This window comes from Actinomyces sp. 594 (assembly GCF_019325145.1).
Lineage (GTDB): Bacteria > Actinomycetota > Actinomycetes > Actinomycetales > Actinomycetaceae > Actinomyces.
This window is the reverse complement of the sequence record NZ_PIZC01000045.1, coordinates 80551-98821: the sequence shown is the minus strand read 5'-3', so window position 1 is coordinate 98821 and position 18271 is coordinate 80551. Positions and strand designations below refer to the sequence as shown.

The 18271-nt window shown below is 69.3% G+C and carries 13 protein-coding genes; 8 read left to right on the top strand and 5 right to left on the bottom strand.

Annotated elements, in window-relative coordinates; all coding sequences use genetic code 11:
• Positions 1–40: 40 nt before the first annotated feature.
• The 3 genes from GZ998_RS07580 to GZ998_RS07570 all read left to right on the top strand — a co-directional run bounded on the left by GZ998_RS07580 (position 41) and on the right by GZ998_RS07570 (position 2647).
• Entirely contained in the window at positions 41–928 is an 888-nt protein-coding gene (locus GZ998_RS07580) for a sulfite exporter TauE/SafE family protein (protein WP_162679350.1), read from the top strand.
• The gene (locus GZ998_RS07575; RefSeq protein ID WP_162679351.1) at positions 925–1725 is read left to right on the top strand and encodes a sirohydrochlorin chelatase; all 801 of its coding nucleotides are present in this window, start codon (positions 925–927) and stop codon (positions 1723–1725) included. Before GZ998_RS07580 ends, GZ998_RS07575 begins: the two co-directional genes overlap by 4 nt.
• Before the next feature lie 196 nt (positions 1726–1921).
• Positions 1922–2647: a GntR family transcriptional regulator gene (locus GZ998_RS07570; protein ID WP_161925386.1), complete on the top strand. Its 726-nt coding sequence runs from the start codon at positions 1922–1924 to the stop codon at positions 2645–2647.
• 84 nt (positions 2648–2731) lie between these two features.
• Here the strand turns inward: GZ998_RS07570 and GZ998_RS07565 are convergent, their stop codons facing one another.
• From GZ998_RS07565 to GZ998_RS07550, 4 genes are all read right to left on the bottom strand, one after another.
• Complete coding sequence (locus tag GZ998_RS07565; protein WP_219109488.1) at positions 2732–4762, bottom strand: PTS glucose transporter subunit IIABC; 2031 nt, start codon at positions 4760–4762, stop codon at positions 2732–2734.
• Between the two features lie 14 nt (positions 4763–4776).
• The gene (locus GZ998_RS07560; RefSeq protein WP_162679353.1) at positions 4777–6531 is read right to left on the bottom strand and encodes an alpha,alpha-phosphotrehalase; all 1755 of its coding nucleotides are present in this window, start codon (positions 6529–6531) and stop codon (positions 4777–4779) included.
• 392 nt (positions 6532–6923) lie between these two features.
• Positions 6924–7523, bottom strand: coding sequence for a hypothetical protein (locus tag GZ998_RS07555; protein WP_162679354.1), 600 nt, complete (start codon positions 7521–7523; stop codon positions 6924–6926).
• A 182-nt stretch (positions 7524–7705) separates the two neighbouring features.
• A complete protein-coding gene (locus GZ998_RS07550) occupies positions 7706–8680 on the bottom strand; it encodes a PfkB family carbohydrate kinase (RefSeq protein WP_219109487.1) in 975 nt (324 codons plus the stop codon).
• Positions 8681–8702: 22 nt separating this feature from the next.
• Between GZ998_RS07550 and proC the strand changes: the two genes are divergently transcribed.
• The 5 genes from proC to GZ998_RS07525 all read left to right on the top strand — a co-directional run bounded on the left by proC (position 8703) and on the right by GZ998_RS07525 (position 16054).
• On the top strand, positions 8703–9536 hold the full coding sequence (gene proC, locus GZ998_RS07545; RefSeq protein WP_162679356.1) for a pyrroline-5-carboxylate reductase: 834 nt from the start codon (positions 8703–8705) through the stop codon (positions 9534–9536).
• A gap of 227 nt (positions 9537–9763) precedes the next feature.
• Complete coding sequence (locus tag GZ998_RS07540; protein ID WP_162679357.1) at positions 9764–10471, top strand: sugar transferase; 708 nt, start codon at positions 9764–9766, stop codon at positions 10469–10471.
• 53 nt (positions 10472–10524) lie between these two features.
• On the top strand, positions 10525–13035 hold the full coding sequence (locus GZ998_RS07535; RefSeq protein WP_162679358.1) for an ATP-grasp domain-containing protein: 2511 nt from the start codon (positions 10525–10527) through the stop codon (positions 13033–13035).
• Positions 13035–14330 carry a glycosyltransferase gene (locus GZ998_RS07530; protein ID WP_161924439.1) on the top strand — a complete coding sequence of 432 codons (1296 nt, stop codon included), beginning with the start codon at positions 13035–13037 and terminating at the stop codon, positions 14328–14330. Before GZ998_RS07535 ends, GZ998_RS07530 begins: the two co-directional genes overlap by 1 nt.
• Positions 14327–16054 (top strand): O-antigen polysaccharide polymerase Wzy family protein, encoded by a 1728-nt coding sequence (locus GZ998_RS07525; RefSeq protein ID WP_162679359.1) that lies wholly within the window; start codon positions 14327–14329, stop codon positions 16052–16054. The genes GZ998_RS07530 and GZ998_RS07525 overlap by 4 nt, the downstream gene beginning before the upstream one ends.
• Positions 16055–16665: 611 nt before the next feature.
• Here GZ998_RS07525 and GZ998_RS07520 read toward each other — a convergent pair.
• A complete protein-coding gene (locus tag GZ998_RS07520; protein WP_162678685.1) occupies positions 16666–18096 on the bottom strand; it encodes a lipopolysaccharide biosynthesis protein in 1431 nt (476 codons plus the stop codon).
• Between the last annotated feature and the right edge of the window lie 175 nt (positions 18097–18271).

Below are 18271 nucleotides of genomic sequence, written 5' to 3'. Positions count from 1 at the left end.
TGCGCCCGGCGACGACCCCCGACGGCCCTGAAGGATCATCATGTTCGCACTCATCCTCCTCGCCCTGGTCGGGCTGGTCGCACAACTCGTGGATGGAACCCTGGGCATGGGCTACGGCGTCACCAGCTCCTCGCTGTTGCTCGCCGTAGGCCTGAGCCCGGCGCTGGCCAGCGCCAGCGTTCACCTATCCCAGATCGGGACCACGCTCATGTCCGGCGTCTCCCATCTACGTCTTGGCAACACCGACCGGGCGCTGGTGGCTCGCCTCGCCGTCCCCGGCGCCGTCGGCGCCTTCCTGGGCGCGACCGTCCTGTCCCGGCTGACCACGGCCGCGGCGACGCCCGTGACCGCCACCATCCTGCTGGTGCTGGGCGTTTACGTGCTGGTGCGCTTCGCCGTCCGGCCGTCAACCGGCGCCGCCGCGCGCACCAGCCCCCACACCTTGCGGCTGCTGGCGCCGCTCGGCCTGATCGGCGGTTTCATAGACGCCACCGGCGGCGGAGGCTGGGGGCCGGTGGTCACCACCACCCTGCTGTCGCGTGGGCGCACCGCCCCGCGCACCGTGGTGGGCAGTGTGGACACCGCCGAGTTCATCGTGAGCGTGACGGCGTCATTGGGCTTCCTCCTCGGTCTGGGGACGGCCGGAATCGACGTCGGCATTGTGATCGCCCTGCTGGGCGGCGGCGTGCTGGCCGCCCCATTGGCCGCCTGGGCGGTGTCCCGGATGCCGGGCGCCACCCTGGGAACCGCCGTCGGCGGCCTGATCGTGGTGACGAATACGGTGACGGTTCTGGAGGCACTCGGTCTGAGTGCCCCGGCCACCGCCTGGACGGTGTCGGCGCTGGTTGCGGCCCTGCTTCCGCTTATCGCCTTCACGGTGCGCCGGGCTCGCCACCTCACCGTCATCCCGGAGGTGCAGGCCGCATGAACGCGCGTCCCCTGGTGATTTTGGCACACGGCACCCGCGCACCCGGCGCGCGCCCGGTCCTCGAACGGGTCAGCGCGCAGGTGGCCGCCCTCCTGCCGGGAGTCGTCGTGCGCCACGGCTACGTGGAATTCCAAGCCCCAACGGCCCGTCAGGCCTTTTCGGGGCTGCACGATCCCGTCGTGGTCCCCTTCTTCCTGGGCGGGGGCTACCACGTCCTGCATGACCTGCCGGGCCTGCTCGCCGAGCACGGGTCCGGCACCGCCACCCGGCATCTGGGTCCCGAACCAGCGATCGTCAAGGTCGTGGCCGACCGGCTCCGCTGGGCGGCGGCGGGCCACGGGCATGGCACCGCCGGCCTGGACGGCGTCGTGCTGGCCGGCTCGGGCTCATTCAGGCGTCGGCCCGTGCGGGAGACCGAGCAGGCGGCGGCGCTACTGTCGCAGGAACTCGGGCTTCCCGTCCGGCCCGCGTACCTGGCCAAGACCTCTCCCGCGGCCCATGAGGCGGTGGCCTCCTGGCGGCAGGAGGGCGCGCGAACCATTGCCGTGGCTCCCTACCTGCTGGCCGAGGGCAAGTTCTCCCGCGCGCTGCACCGGAGTGAGGCCGGCTTCGTCGCCGCACCCATCGGCGCCCACCCGGCGGTCGCCCGCATAGTCGCGCGGCGCTACCGGGAGGCCGTCGGCAGTGGAGTCGGCACTGAACTCGGCAGTCGACTCGGCAGTGGAGTCGACTTTGAACTCGGGGGTGAAGCACGCGGTCCGGCTGATCGGCACGTCGTCGACTGCATCCCGAGTTAGTAGACCTGGTTGCTGAGCCGCCGACTACGCCGGAAGGCGTCGGTCCCACGAGCGCAGTCGCGATCTCAGCATCGTCGTCACTACAGTGTGGGCGCATAGGCTTATGCCACCTGGCCTCCCGGGCCATCCAGACCACGACCGAGGAGATCACACCGTGGCCGCCTCTCAGCCGCCTCGCCGACGCGAGTATGCGAACGTGCCGAAGTATCAGGAGATCTATGAGTTCCTGCGCGGCCGGATAGAGGACGGCAGCTTTCCCTTCCGTTCCTTCCTGCCCAGCGAGAATCAGTTGAGTGCAGACTTCGGCACCACCCGCCCCACGGTACGAAAGGCGATGCAGTATCTGGGCTCGCAGGGTTATGTTCAGCCCATTCACGGCAAGGGCATCCAGGTGATCTACCGGCCGCGCTCGGCCTCACTGTTCTTCCTGTCGGGCATTGAGTCCCTGGCCGAGGCCGGCCGCCGCATCGGCACGACTGTGCGCACCGTGTTGCTCTCCTCCACCGTCGAGACCGTCTCGGAGTCTGCCGCCGAGGCCTCGGGGCTGGTCGCGGGTGCGCAGGTGCTGTACCTGCGTCGGCTGCGCCTGCTGAACGACCGGCCCGCCATCATCGACCACAACCGCTTCCTGCGCTCGGTGGTGCCCGATATTCCCCGCGACGCCGCGGAGACATCCATCTATACCTACCTTGAGAACGAGCTGGGGGTGCATATCACCACCGCCTCGCGCATGGTCACTATTGAGGCTGCGGACGAGCTGGACCGTCGTCACCTGGACCTGGGCGGTCTGGACTGCGTGGGCGTCATGGAGTCCCTCGGCTTCGACGCCTCCGGGGCACCGTTCGAGTACACCCGCTCCCACCACGTGCCGGGGACCTTCGGCTTCGTCTCGGCCGCCCAGCGCCTGCCCTCCCAGCGGTGACAAGACTGAAGGACCGGCCCGGTCGGAGCAGGTGCCTGCCTGCGCTCCGACCGGGCCGGTCCAGGAGATGCGTCTCCGGAGCCCTCAGCGGGCCACCGGTTCGCGGTTGCCCAGTCGTACCTTCTCCACCGTGCGCTCGGTCTCGAAGTCAGACTCCTTGAAACCGAAGAAGTAGGTGGCCAGGAAGGATACGGCCAGGGTCACGATCGAGGCGATCCAGAAGCCGGTGAAGGATCCGTCGAGGCCCTCTGGGTTGACGAAGGACGGGAAGCCGACGAAGGCGCCGGTGAAGCCCCACATGTTGACGTCGAACAGGCCGGTGAGCAGACCGCCCACGGCGCCACCGATGGAGGCGGTGATGAACACGCGCCCGTACTTCAGGTTCAGGCCGTACATGGCGGGCTCGGTGACCCCGCACAGCGCTGAGATCGTGGCCGGGCCGGCCAGCTGCTTGATACGGGGGCTCTTGGCCTTGACCCACAGGGCGAGCGCGCCACCGCCCTGGGCGATCATCGAGGCGGAGACGATGGCGTTGAGCGGGGAGTACCCGGGGTCGGCGATCTGCTGGGAGATGATCGGGATGACCGCCCAGTGCAGTCCGAAGATGACCAGGCACTGGTAGAAGCCGCCGATGAGGAGGCCTGCTACCGGATACGAAAGGCCCAGTACCCAGCTGACGCCCTGGGCAATACCGCCGGAAATCGTCATGACGATCGGGCCGAATACCACCAGCACCAGGGTGGAGACAATGAAGATCTCCAGCAGCGGCGCGAAGATGGAGCGCACGACCGCCGGGATCCACCGCTTCAACCACGGCTCGATCTTGCTGGCCAGCCAGGCGGCCACGATGATGGGGAAGATCGAGTAGGCGTAGGCGTTGCCCTCGGGCAGGGAGACGGGGATGCCGAAGAAGTCGGAGTTGAACACCGTCCGCCCGATGCGGGCGATTACGTGGTAGTCCTCGGCAGAGGAGTCGGCCATGGAGACCACGGACGGGAAGGTCAGCACACCACCAATGATGGCCACGATGATCGGGTCCGCACCGAGCCTGCGGGCGGAGGTGAAGCCGATGATGATGGGCAGGAAGTAGAACATCGACGAGGCCATGGCGTCGATGAAGGTGTAGGTGGAGGTGCCGGTGTCAACCACGTTGAACTGGGTGAGCAGCGCCAGGATTCCCTTGAGAATGCCGGAGGCGGCCAGCACGCCGATCACGGGGATCATGGATCCCGTGATCACGCCGATCAGGGAGGAGAAGCCGTACTTGACCCAGCCGATGGGCGTGGTGGGCTTCGGGGCCGCCGGGGCCGCCTCCGCCTCGTCGGCGCCCTCGGCCAGCCGGGGCACCTGCTTGATGACGGCGTCGTACACGTCACCGACGGCGGCGCCGATGACCACCTGGTACTGGCCGCCTGCGCGGGCGACGTCGATCACGCCGTCGGCGCTGGTGACCGCGGCGTCGTCGGCCAGGGACTCGTCCTTGAGGTAGAAGCGCACCCGGGTGATGCAGTGGATGACGGAGCGGATGTTGTCGGCCCGGCCCACCCCGGCGATGATGTCGCGGGCGGTGGCGTCGAAGCCGGTCAGGCCGTCGTCGGCGGTGGCCGCGGGCAGGACGGTGCCGGCTGCCCCGGCAGTGGTCTTGAGCACGGCGGTGGCCACGCCGGCACCGGCCTGCGCCTGCCCGGCGGTGACGCGCAGCTCGGCCAGGGCCTTGGCGGAGTTGGTCACCGCCACGATGCTGGTGGTGTCCTTGCCGGCGGCCTTGATAGCCGCCAGGTCCATAGTTCCCATGGACTGGCCGGAGCGGACCTCCTGACCAACAGCGACGGTCAGGTGGAAGGGGCGCCCCTCCAGCTCGACGGTGTCCACCCCCAGGTGCAGGAGCACCTCCAGGCCGTCAGGGGTGGCGATGCCGACGGCATGGCCGGTCTCCGCCACCATCGTGATGGTTCCGGATGCCGGGGCGACTACGTCGCCGGAGGTTGGGGCCACGCCGAAGCCCTCCCCGAGGGCCCCAGAGGAGAAGACCGGGTCGGGTACGTCGGCGAGGGCGATTACTTTGCCGGATACGGGCGCTACCAGCGCCGTATCCGAGGCTGATGCTGAGGACATGTGTACAGCTCCTCTCAGAGCCTGGTCGTAGTGCGGACGATGATGGCCAGTGCCTCGTACGGGAGCAGAGTCATGACGGGGCTCAGCGGCCGGGTGGGGTAGTTCCCGATGAGTACGTCTCCGGTGAGGAACTCATCGGGAATCTCGACCGTGGTCGGATGACCACGGAAGCTGGTGAGGACGAGCAGGCGGGTGGTGCCGGCGTCGTCATGGGCGGGATCCTCGGCAGCGGGGGAGGTAGCGGGCCCGGAGGCGGGGAGCTCGCGGATGTAGGCGAACACGTCGGGGCTCTCGAGCCCCCAGGGGATGTAGTCGCCCTCTGCGATCACCGGCTCGGTCTTGCGCAGCTCCACCAGGCGGCGGTAGTAGGGCAGGATGCGCCCGCCCGCCTCCTCGGCAGCGACGTTGACCGCAGCGGCGTTGGTGGGCTGCAGCCAGGGCGTGCCGGTGGTGAAGCCGGCGCCCGTGCCGGCGTCCCACTGCATGGGGGTGCGGGCGTTGTCACGGGCCTTGGCGTGGACGATCGCGAAGGCGTCCGCCTCGCTGTGCCCGGCGGCCACCAGTTCGGCGTAGGCGCCCAGGGCCTCGACATCCACGTAGTCCTCGATGCGGGTGTAGTCGGGATCGGTCATGCCGATCTCCTCCCCCATGTAGATGTAGGGGGTGCCGCGCAGCAGGTGGATGGCGGTGGCGAGCATGGTGGCGGACTCGTAGTGGTAGTGCTCCGGGTCGCCGAAGCGGTTGATGGCCCGGGGCTGGTCATGGTTGTTCCAGAACAGGGCGTTCCAGCCGCCGCCCGCCTGGAGGCCGAGGGCCCAGTCGTTGAGGACGCGCTTGAGGGCGGGGATATCCGGCTCGGCCAGGGTCCACTTCTGGCCGTCGGCGTAGTCGACCTTGAGGTGGTGGAAGTTGAACACCATTGACAGCTCTTGCCGCGCGGGGTTGGTGTAGTCCACGCAGGCGGCGATGGAGGTGGAGGACATCTCCCCCACGGTCACGGAGTCCGGGTCCCGGCCGAAGCTGTCCCGGCTCAGCTCTTGCAGGTAGTCGTGCACCAGCGGACCGTCGGTGTAGACCAGGCGGTCATCGGTGCCGGCGGGGGCGTCCGCCAGGGGCTCGGTCTTGCCGATCAGGTTGATCACGTCGAACCGGAAGGCCCGCACGCCGTGGGCGCGCCAGAAGTTGATGACCTCCGCCGCCCGGGCGCGCACCTCGGGGTTGTGCCAGTCCAGGTCGGCCTGGCCGGGGTCGAACAGGTGCAGGTAGTACTCCCCGCCCAGCGGGCGGCCGGAGTCGTCCACGGGGCCGAAGGGCGCCCACGCGGGACCGCCGAACTTGGAGACCCAGTTGGTGGGCAGGACCGGCTCTCCCGCGGGCCCCTCGCCGCGGGCGGGGCGGAGGTAGAAGTAGTCGCGGTAGCGCTGCTCGCCGGCCAGGGCCCGCTGAAACCACTCGTGCTCGGTGGACACGTGGTTGAGCACCATGTCCAGCATGGGGCTGATGCCGTGCTCGGCCAGGGCGGCGACGAGCTCGTCGAAGTCCTCCATCGTGCCCATGGCGGGGTCTACCGCGCAGTAGTCGGCCACGTCGTAGCCGTTATCCCGGCCCGGCGAGGGGTAGAAGGGGTTGAGCCAGACGTAGTCCACGCCCAGGGAGGCGATGTAGGGGACCTTCTCGATGATGCCGCGCAGGTCGCCGACACCGTTGCCGGTAGTGTCCTTGAAGGACTTCGGATAGACCTGGTAGACGACGGCGTCGCGAAAGCTCATTTGGCGCTCCGAGGTGACTCACGCTGCCGCACCCGCGCGGCAACTTGTATACACAAGTAGACACTCTGAGTGCGGGTGTGGCAAGCCACCACACGCAGGTGTGACGCACACCGCCTTGCCGTCCATCCGTATCAATATGCGAGAGGCGCCGCCTCACCGTGAATGCGTCGCACCGTACCGCTGTCACGGAATGCACCACTTTTGCGGTTGCAACCGCTACCCTGAGACATAGAACCGCGCAATCATGCGAATCTTGCGCAGACTCCAAGACCGTCGCGAGTGAAAGTGGTGCAATCCGTGCCACGGCCCGCTGGCAGCGCGACTCGCCAAGCCACAACCGGCGAAGAGCGAACCGGCGAAGAGCGGTCGAGCCGCGGCCACGTAGGCCTGAGTCAGGCCGAGGTGCCCTCCTGCAGCACGCCGGCGCTGCCGCCATCCTCGGAGGTGGTGCCGTCGCCGCCGCTGCCGTCGCGGTCAGGAGTCGTCCGGCCGGCACCGCCGGCACCGCCTTCCGTCTGCCCTGAGTCGCCGTAGGGCGGCTGTCCCCCGTCCGGCATACCTCCGCCCCGGCCTGGCGCCTGCCCGCCCGGACCGCCCGACCCCGGCGCAAACTCACCCTGTTCAACGTCGGCCGGAGCAGTACCGGAAAGCAGCTCGTTGACGCCCCAGCCAGCACCGAAGGAGGCCGCCATGAGGGCGATCACAGCAGCTGCGGCGAGCCAGCCACGCCGGTACCAGGGGCGTCCCCGCCTATCCCCGGTGCCGGCGCCAGGCGTGGATACCGGCGAAGCGCCGGCCGGCACCGCAGCCTGAGGCTCGGGGTCATCCGCCGGCGGAGTGCTCTGGCCGCCGACCTCGGGCGATGCACAGCGGTCTGTCAGTCCGGCATCTGCACCCACCGGTGCCAAGGCGGAACCGGCGCGCGCGGCGGGGGCGTCCTCGGCCGGAATACGGGCAGTGACATCGAAGTCGTCGGGCCTCGGCTCGGTCATGTAAGTAGTCCTCTGCGCTCTCGTGTGCTCTCGGCATGTTGTCGCCTACCCCGTGGTGTCAGGGCGAGGCTGAAGCTACGGCCACCACCTGGAAGGCCCACGTGCCGGCACTGTGGCCGGGCTGTGTCTCGCAGTTCAGGCGCGTGCGCCGGGCATCACCCGGCGCCACCAGCCACCGAGCATCATGGGCCGGCGTGCGCGACGGCCCGGGCGGCCGTCCGGGCCGCCAGTTCCAGGGCCACCGCCGGCTCGAGTCCATCCGCGAGCGCGGCCATGACGCCGGCTGTGTGAGCGTCACCGGCGCCGTCTGTGTCCACCACCTGCACAGGCACGGCAGCGGCGTGCACGGGCGGACCGCCGTTGGCGGGCAGCCAGGTCGCACCTGCGGCTCCCCGCCGCAGCACCACGTCACAGCGGTGCTGGAGCGCCCACTCGGCCAGGGGACTGTCCGGCCCAGCCGCGCTCCCCTCCCGGTGCCACGAGTGGAGTTCGGCGTCCATCAGGGCCGCCGCCTCCCGGCCGTTGAGGGTCAGCAGGTCACAACGATCCCTGAGTGCCCGCCAGGCGGGCAGGCGCACCAGCTCGGCGCAGCGGGCGCCGGGATCTAGCACCAGGAGGGCATCGGAGCGCAGCCCGGATGCCCAGTCTGCCAGGTGCCCGCCGGGAGCCAGCAGCTGGAAGCCGGAGGCGTACACGACGGCACCCGCGGGTACGTCCAGGGTGGCCACACGCGTTCTCGACCAGTCGGTCTCGCACCCCGGAGCGGTCAGGAACGTACGCTCGCCGTCCGGGGTGATCAGGGTGAGGCAGGTGCCGTTGTCCCGCGCGTGGGCCGGGAGAACGCTGCGAAGCCCAAGGGCGGACAGCAGCTCCGCGACGCGGGCGGCCGCCGGCCCGGTACCGACGGTGAGCGCCGGGATCGGGGAGCGGCCCAGCCCCACCAGGTTGCGCAACACGTTCATGGCGGAGCCGCCCACGGTGGAGGCGACCGGCTGCACCCACATATGCCCGCCGCGCCGCGGTAGATCAGGAACCGCGCAAACCTCCTCCGCCAGGGCGGCGCCGACCACGAACAGTGCCCGCCTCCGGGTAACGCCGTCTGCGGATGCAGCCGGACCGGACGAGTCCTTCGAGGGCGCAGACGAGGTGGTGGGCACGCCGCGAGACTACCCTGGGGGCATGACGGTCTACGGCTTCATCGGTGCGGGCAACATGGCGGGCGCGATCGTGCGGGGAACCATCGCGGCGGGAACTCCCACCACCGACCTGCTACTGACTAGCGCCCACGATTCCGCCGCCCACCTGGCCCAGGCCACCGGGGCGCGGCATGTGAAGGCGGCCGCAGACCTGGTGGCGGCCAGTGACGTGGTGGTGCTCGCCGTCAAACCACACATGGTGCCGGCCGTGCTCGCCCCCCTGTCCGATGCGCTGGCGCAGCACCGTCCCCTGGTGCTCTCGATCGCCGCGGGGCTCACCACCGAGCGCCTGGCGGAGATGCTGCCGCCGGGCGCCCGAGTGGTTCGGGCCATGCCGAATATGGCGGCCGCCGTACGCCAGTCCATGACGGCCCTGGCTGCGGGCACGGCAGCCACCGACACTGACCTGGAGACGGCTCGCTCCCTGCTGGCGAGTGTGGGCCGCACCCTGCTGCTGGCCGAGCGCGACTTCTCGGCATTCACCGCCCTGGCGGGCTCCTCCCCCGCCTTCGTGTTCCAGTTCATCGATGCCCTGGCACGCGGCGGCGTGGCGGCCGGCCTGCCCAAGGCGCAGGCCGTGGAGATCGTCACGCAGGCGGTGCTGGGCTCGGCGCTGACCATACAGGCGGAGGCCGCGAAGACAGCCCGTTCCGGCGGCGAGCGCGGCCGTAGCCCCGCGGACCTGATTGACGCCGTTTCCTCCCCCGGCGGGACGACGGTGGCCGGCCTGGTGGCGCTCGAACGGGCCGGATTCTCCGCCGCCGTGGTCGACGGCGTGGAGGCGACCATCGCCCGGGACCAGGCGCTGGGCGCTTAATCTCTCACAGATGCGCCGTGCGCGCACCCCACATAACGGCTAGGCTTATCGCGTACCTGTTCCTGACCGTTACCTTCTGCTGCACCTGTTCCTGACCACCCAGCGCTCGGGATTCCTCCTGAGACGCCTCCTGACACCTGACCGCTGCTGACCAGTTTCCTGAGAACTACTTCCTGAGCAGCCTCCCCGCGCGCCACGCCCGGTGAAGCCGCTGAAAGGGGAAAACCATGGCAAACCAGGCGACCCTGAACACCTGGAGTCATCCCAAGACCTTTTACGCCCGCCACGGCAAGCGCGCGCTCGACGTAACCGCGGCCCTGGCCGTCATGCCGCTCCTAGGGGTGCTGACGGTGGGCGTGGGCGCCGCCATCAAGCTCGACGACGGCGGCCCCGTCTTCTACCGGCAGGAGCGCTGGGGGCGGCAGGGACGCCCATTCCGGATCTTCAAGTTCCGCTCCATGTCCGTAGGTGCCCCGGACATCCGCAATGCCGACTCCTCGTCGGTCGCCTCCCGCAACGACGCACGGGTCACCCGGGTAGGCCGCTTCCTGCGCAGCACCTCGATCGACGAGGTCCCCCAGTTCCTGAACGTCCTGAACGGCACCATGAGCCTGATCGGGCCGCGCCCCAACCTGGCCACCAAGCCCCTGGACCAAATGGGAGACGACGAGCGGCGGCGCCTGACGGTGCGCCCCGGCATCACCGGGTACAACCAGGCCTTCTACCGCAACTCCACGACTCTGCCCGAGCGCTACGCGGCCGACTGCTACTACGTGGATCACCTGTCCCTCGGCCTGGACGTGCGCATCGTGCTCAAGACCATTCAGACCGTGCTGACGGGTAAGTCGGTGTACTCAGACGCCAAGGGCGGCTCCGGGACCAGGCAAGCCGAGCAGCCCCAACCCGAGCGGACACCTGCTCCCGCCTCACGTTGAACCGCCCAGCTTCCCGGCCCCTATAACCAGCCACTGACAGGAGACTCCAGTCCATGCCCTCCCCTGAGCCCCTCTCCGCCCCCGCGCCGCAGGCAGACGCCGCCGGCACCACCAACTCCCGGGATGCCCGCCCACCGGTGCTGATTCTGGGCGGGTCCCCGCTCCAAGTACCCATGATCCGCAAAGCCCGCAGCCTGGGCATGCGCACGCTGGTCGTCGACGCCAACCCGAACGTTCCCGGCGCCGCCCTCGCCGACGAGTTCGCCGCCGTTTCCACCACCGACGTCGAGGGGCTGCTGGCCCTGACGCGTGAGCGTGAGCTGGCGGGCGTCACCTCCGTGGGCACGGACCGGCCGGTGCGGGCGATCGCCGCCGTCGCCCAGGCCCACGGACTGCCCGCGGTCTCACCGGAGACGGCGGCCGCCTGCACTGACAAGGCCCTCATGCTGCAGGCCGTCGCGCGGGCCGGCGTGTCCCACCCGCGCTTCGCCTTGGCCACCAACCTCGATGAGCTGCGTGCAGCCGTGGCCCACGTGGGCCTGCCCTGCATCGTCAAGCCCCTGGACTCCTCCGGCTCCCGCGGCGTGGTACAGGTCAATGACGAGGCCGATCTGCCCGGTGCGCTCGAGTACGCCCTGGCACCCTCCAAGGAACCGGCCGTGATCGTCGAAGAACTGCTGGTGGGCCGGGAGATCAGCTGCGAGGTACTGTGCGTAGACGGCGATTACCACGTGCTGGCCACCACGGACAAGGACACCACCGGCAGCCCGCACTTCATTGAGACTGGGCACACCCAGCCCGCGGACCTGGACGCCGATACCCTCGCCGCGGCGCACTCCCTGGTGGCCCAGTGCCTGGCCGCCGTCGACATGCACTTCGGACCCGCCCACGTGGAGATGATGCTGACCGATTCCGGGCCGGTGCTCATCGAGTTCGGCTCACGGATGGCCGGGGACTTCGTCTCCTCCCACCTGGTGCCCGGATCCACTGGCATCGACTTCATTGGCCTGGTGCTGCGGCAGGCCTGCGGTGAGAGCATCGAGGTGCCGGCCAGTTCCGGACGCGCTGCCGCTATTCGCTTCCTGACCGCCCCCGAGGGCGTGCTGCGTGCCTTCTCCGGCGTTCAAGCCGCGCGCACCGTGCCGGGAGTGGAAGCCGTCATTACCCTGGCCGAGCCAGGCGAGCAGATTACCCCGCTGCACTCGAGCACGGATCGCCTGGGCGTGGTCGTCGCCTCCGGCCCCGACCGCGCCACCGCCGTCGCCGCCTGTGAGCAGGCGCGCGACCTGATCCGTATCGAGGTCGATCCTGCGGCGCCGTCCGCCGTGTCCGCCGCACCGCCGGAGGAGGGCCAGCTGCCGGCCCGCGGGCGGCGCGTACTGATCATCGGGGCCGGGCGCGGCCAGCTCGGGCTGATCCGTGCTGTTAAGCGCCTGGGCGCTACCGCCGTCGTCGCCAGCCTTACCGCCGGCCCGCCGCCCGGCCTGAAGGAGGCCGACGAGGCCATTGATGTGGATCTGCTGGACCCGGACGCGGTTGCCCGCGAGGCCCGCATGGCCGGCGTCGACGCCGTCGCCACCAGCTGCCTGGACACCGGCCTGGAGGCGCTGGGAGCGGTGGTGGACGAGCTGGGGCTGCGCGGGCTCAGCCGCGCGGCCGCCCGCCTGTGTATGGACAAGCTAGCCATGAAGCGCCGCCTGGCGGAGCGAGGCGTGCCCACCGCCCCCTTCAGGGAGGTATCAGCGCCGGAGGAGCTCGCCGCCGCGCTGGACGCCGTCGGGCTGCCTGCGATGGTCAAGGCCGCAGACCTGCAGGGCTCCGCCGGCGTATTCAAGGTCGGCTCCGCCGCCCAGGCACGCGCAGCCTTCGACCGTGCCCAGTCCCTCAGCCGGCACGGCACGGTGATCGTGGAACGCTTCCTGGACGGCCGCGAGTTCGGTGCGCAGGCGCTCGTCCACAATGGTGAGGTCCTGCATGTAACCGTTCACGGCGACGACCTGGCCGACGGCGGCCTGCCGATCCCCATCGGCCACCACGTGCCGCTCGACGACTCCGAGCTGGCCGCCCAGGCGCGCACCGTCACCGCTGCGGCGATCAGCGCGCTCGGGCTGGAGGACTGCGCCGTCAACATTGACCTGATGGCGTGCGACGGCCAGGTCTACGTCATTGAGCTGACGGGTCGGGCGGGTGCCAACGGCCTGCCAGAGCTGATGAGCGCCGTGCACGGGCTGGACTACTACGAGCTGGTCGCCCGGGAGGCCCTGGACCTGGCCGTGCCGGAGGCCTGGGCCCGGTGCGAGCCCTGGCCCGGCGCCGCCCTGGCACTGATGCTCACCGATCCCGACGCCCACGGCACGGTCACTGCGGTGTCCGTACCCGGAGACCTGCCCGACTGGGTCCAGGACCTATCCCTTTTCCGCGGCCCCGGTGACCACCTCAACGGCTTCACCTCCTCCAACGACTGCCTGGGCCAGGTGGTGGTGCGCGGCCAGGACCTGCCGCAGTGCCAGCAGCGGGCGGCCGCCCTGGCCGCCCAGGTGTCCTTCAATCTGCAGGAGGCGTGATGAAGCGGCTAGTCATCCTCGCCAATGCCTTCCCCTTCGGGAACTGGGAGCCCTTCCTGACCACCGAGCTGGAGTACGTAACGGGTTTCGATCGCGTGGACATCATGTCCTTGTCAGTGCGCGCGGACCAGCGGGCCACGGTGCGGCCGCTGCCGGAGGGTATGCACGCGCACCCGATTCCCTTCCGCTCCCGCCTGTTCTACCTGCTGGGCTCCCTGCGGGTACTGGGCGATGCCAACCTGTACCGGGAGCTGGCTGACCTGGCCCGCCGACGGCGGCTGGCGCCCGCCCAGGTGGTGACCCTGTTCATATTCCTGAGCCGGGCCCGCCACGAGGCCGGCCAGATCGACCGGATCCTGGATTCGGTGGGTGCGGCCGCGGACGATGAGGTGGTCTTCTACTCCTACCGCTTCGCCTACCAGCCCTATATGGCTGCCAGGCTGCGCCGTCGCTTCCGCCGCTCCGTCTCCGTGGCTCGCGCTCACCGTGCTGACCTGTACGAGGAGCACTCCCCGCGCGGCTACCTGCCCCTGCGCGAGCAGACCGTGGCAGGCCTGGACCGTATCTACCTGGTTGCCGATCACGGTCTGCGCTACCTTCTGGGACGGCACCCCCAGGCGGCGGGCAAGGCGGTTGTCTCCCGCCTGGGAACCACTGATCACGGGGTCCCCGCTGCCGTGCCGAGGCGCGCGGACGGGCTGCGGATCGTCTCCTGCTCCACGATCGTGCCCGTCAAGCGTCTGGACCTGCTCGTCGACGCGCTGGCGGGCAGCTCCCGGCCGATCCAATGGGATCACTTCGGCGAGGGTGAGCTCCGTGAGCAGATCGAGGCGCGTGCCGCCCAGAAACTGGGGGACAATGTGACGCTCACGTGGCGGGGCTTTGTGCGCAACGCCGACCTGGTCGAGGAATACGTGCGCGCCCCGCGCCACCTGCTCGTCAATGTCTCCGCCTCCGAGGGCGTGCCCGTGTCCATCATGGAGGCGCTGTCCGCGGGTATACCGGTGGTCGCCACCGACGTAGGCGGCACCGGCGAGTTGGTACGCACCGGGGTCAACGGCATCCTGCTGCCCGCAGATCCGACGCCGGAGCAGGTGCGCAGCGCCGTTGAGGAGATCGCGGGCCTGGACGAGGACGCCTACGCCGAGCTGCGCACCGGCGCCCGGCGGACCTGGGAGGAACGCTGCGACGCGGGCACCCTGTACACCGCTTTCGCGAACGAGCTGGCGGGCCTGCTCGGAGCCGCGCCTGCCGGCCCCGTGAAACCGCGCGGCCTCGGCCAGGGGCGGGCATGAGCACGCAGATGAGGGCGGCGAACGGTGCCGTGGCGGCTGCGGACGCAGCGGCCGGTGGCGGCAGTATGCCTGCCGGCACCGCAGGCGGGGGACGACGGCGGTCTAGGCGCCGCGCCGTCCCTGCCCGGCGGCGGCCCGGGATCGTGGTGGTCGGGGCGCTCAGCAACCTGGTGGTAGTGGCCCTGGCGCTGTCGACGCAGGCCTCCGTGGCCTGGACGCTGATCCTGCTGCTGTGGCTGAATGCGTTCCTGTTCGCCGCCGCCAGGATGGCCAGTCGCACCATCTTGGCGGCCTTCCTGGTCTCCTTCTTCCTGCTGCTGCTGGGACGCGAGATCACGATCGACTTCTTCCGGTATGAGACCACCCAGGCGCCGCCGGGGCAGACCGAGCACCTGCAACTGTGCCTGGCACTGAGCCTGCTGGGCATCATGCTGGGTGCCACGGCCACGGAGGCATGGCGCGGGAGCGCACGACATCTGCTCCGGAGTGGCGAGTCTGCACCCGGCCCCGATGCGCCCACAGATTCCGTTGGCGGCGGCCGCGCTTACCGGCACGGTCCAGACCGCGCCGTCGGCGGCGGCCGCGCAGGCGCGGCCCTGGACGCCCGCGGAGCCACGGTGCTGGCTGACCCGTCGATTGTGCGTTTCCTGTTCTGGGCCACGCTCGTGCTGTCGCTGATCTCAGTGGGGCTGCGGGCCCGCTATGTGCTGGCCAACGGCTACCTGTCCTACTACACCGAGTTCTCCGATCTGGAGGACGCCTCCGGATCCATGTATGGACTGCGCCGCATTGAGGTGATGCTGCCCCTGATGCTGGCGATTCACCTGGGGGTGTTCCCGCCGCGACGCGAAGTGACGGCTGCAGTTACCGGCTGGGCGGCTTACCTGTTCCTCAGCCTGCTGACCGGCCAGCGCGGCACATTTGTCGGCGGCCTGGTTATCATCCTCGCCTACTGGATAGTGCGCGCACGCCAAGATCCGTCGGGCACCTGGCGCATAGGCGCGATCGGCCGGATCGCCGGCGCCGTCGCGGTGCCGCTGGTCGCAGTCGTGCTGACCGCCGTGGAGTCGGCGCGGGGTGTGGGCGCGGTCGCCTCTGATACCGCGGGCCGCAACCCGGTTCTGCAGCTCTTGTACGGCCAGGGGGTGAGCTCTACGGTGGTGCGCAACGCGTACACCTACGCGGATTTCATTCCCAGGGACTGGTACACGGGAGAATTCCTGCACTCCGGGCTGCCCGCCCGGCTGCTGGGGTACCAGGTCTACCACGGCAACACCGTGGAGCACGCTCTGAACGGCGGGTCCTTCACTCATGCCTTCGCCTACACGCTGCTGGGACCGCAGTACCTGACCGGCCGGGGCACCGGCAGCTCTTTCATCGCCGAGCTGTTCTACGACTACGGCTACGCGGGCGTGCTGCTGGGCGGCGCCGTGTACGGAGCGGTATGTATCTGGGCGTGCAACCTGATCAAGGGACAGCCGCTGCGTAACGGATTGAAGCTCATGATCGTGCCGACCCTGTTGTGGGCACCCCGGGGCAGCGCGACCGGATTCCTGGCCAGCTGGCTAACGCCCAGCGTAGTGGTGGCGCTTGGAGCGGTGACGACGTTGTCCCTGGCCGCCGCACTCCTACGCGAGACCGAGTTAGCGGCCCGCCGGGGCCGGCAGGGGCCGACTGCGGTCGGCGAGCCTTCTTCCCTGCGAGCGGCACCAAGCGGCAGGTAGGCGCATCCCGGGGTGCACCGCGACCCGCGCCAGGCACCGCCGCCTCCACTCCCGCAAATCCGGAAGGGCCCATTTTCACCATGACGATAGGCTTTCCTTGCCCCATGTGCGGCGAGGAACGCCTTCATCCTCATCGGCCCGAGAACGACCCCCACGCGGCGAATACGACCTCGCCAGCTCGAGAACGTCCTCATCAGCCCCAAAACGACCCCCTGCGCCCGGCCGAGTACGACCTCACCAACCCGAGAACGTCCCCCACGCGGCGAATACGACCTCACACGCCCGAGAACGTCCCCAGTGCGGCGAAAACGTCCTCGTGGGCCCGAAACCCTCCACGATGTGGAGGGTGTGGGGCGAATGAGGTCGTATTCGGTCGGCGGCGGGTGGTCGAATACGACCTCGCACGCCCGAGAACGACCTCGTCATCCCCGAAACGACCCCCGAGCACGATCGCCACAACCCAAAACCTTAAGACCCGCCAACGCGCAGGCACCCCCGCAACGATCAACGTACCGACGTCCCAGAAGAACCCACGAGCCCCAACCGCCCCGCAAACCACAGGACTCAACAACCCCGGAAGCAGGAAGACAACACAGTCCCGGCAGTACTCGCTAACCAGCGACGTGCCTACCGCGACGCCGCGAACCCGAACCCGGCAGGGCATCGCGGTGCACGTATCCGTACAGCCCCAGGGTGGCGTATACCGCCAGCAGCCCCACAGGCGTACCGCCAGTCGCCACCACCGCCAGGAATACCGCGCACACCAGCAGCTCGGTAAGGGTGTCGGCGAGGATTGGCACCCGGATCAGGCGGTTGATCAGCACCTCCGAGGCGATCGAGCGGACCGCCGATACCACAGCGATCAAGAACACGGCAGCCGTGACTGAGCCCCACAGGTAGACCGTCCACCACGTGCCGATCACGGCCAGGCCCAGGCAAACGACGTTGATCAGCGCCATCAGCCGCTCCCGGCGCATGACCTTGAGGAACACCACCGACAGTCCCCGGCTCTTGGTCTCGTACACGCTCAGCGGGAACAGCAGCGCCAGGAAGAAAATCGCCTGCGAATAGTTGGGCAGCCATTGGCGCAGCACCCAGGCCAGCGGGAAGTACAGGCCGAGCATGAGCACCAGCGGCGTGACGAACCGCGAGCGCAGAGCCGCATAAGCACCCGCGTAGTGGGCGCGGTCAAGGTTGCTCAGTTGCGGGTACACGGAGATGGAGACCGAGTTGACCAGCACCATGAACATGGTGGTGAACTGGAAGGCCAGGGACACCTGCGCGAACATCTCGATGCCCCAGTGGTCCTCCACCGCCCAGCGCACCACGAAGGTGATCAGCGCCGCCGCCAGGTTGGACACCAGCACGAACATGCCTGCCCCGCAGTCCGCCAGGAACTCCCGCGTGGCCTGCCAGCTCAGGTCGGGCCGCGTCAGGAACACCCCGCGTGCGATCAGCACCGCGATCACCAGTCCCATGGCCTTACCCAGTGCGTCGAAGACGATGAACACGATCACCTCGCGCACACCTACCAGCAGCGCACCGCCGACGCCGATGAAAGTCACCAGCCGCTCCACTACCGTCCCGAGTGCGAATGCGCGCGCCCTGCCGGCGATCTGCAAGATCACGGTCACCAGAGTGCGCGGCACGTAGAACAGGGCGCCCAGACCGGCCAGCAACAGGATCACGGCCCGCTGCTGCTCCGGAGCGGAGGCCCACACCCAAGCCGCCAGGCCGATGCAGGCCGCCAGGTCCATCAGGAAGAGCCTGATCAGGCCCGCAGACAGGCGCGGGCCGGGCATGTCCGCCCACCGCCTGCCGCCGAGCCGCAGGTAGACGCCGTCGGTGTAGCCGAAGGTCACGTAGCCGAAGTACATGACATACAGCTGGTAGAGCTGCCACAGTCCGTAATCGGCCACGGAGATGATGCGCGGCAGCACCAGGGTCAGCAGTGCCGCGGAGAGCATGTACAGGACGTTCCCGACCAGCACCCAGGGCAGGCCCCGAGTCAGGTTACGTCCGGCCGGAGAGGCGGTAGACACAGAGATTCTCCTCACGTGTCATCGCTGCAGGGCGCAGACGGGTTCAGGGCGCCAGTCTGCGATGACCTGGCTCCATGCTGACCTGTGCGAGCCGTGTCCGTCAAACGATTGGTGTTTGACCCCCGCCGCTTTTACGTCTTAAATGTTATCGGCCCTCGTTCCGCTTCCCTGACGT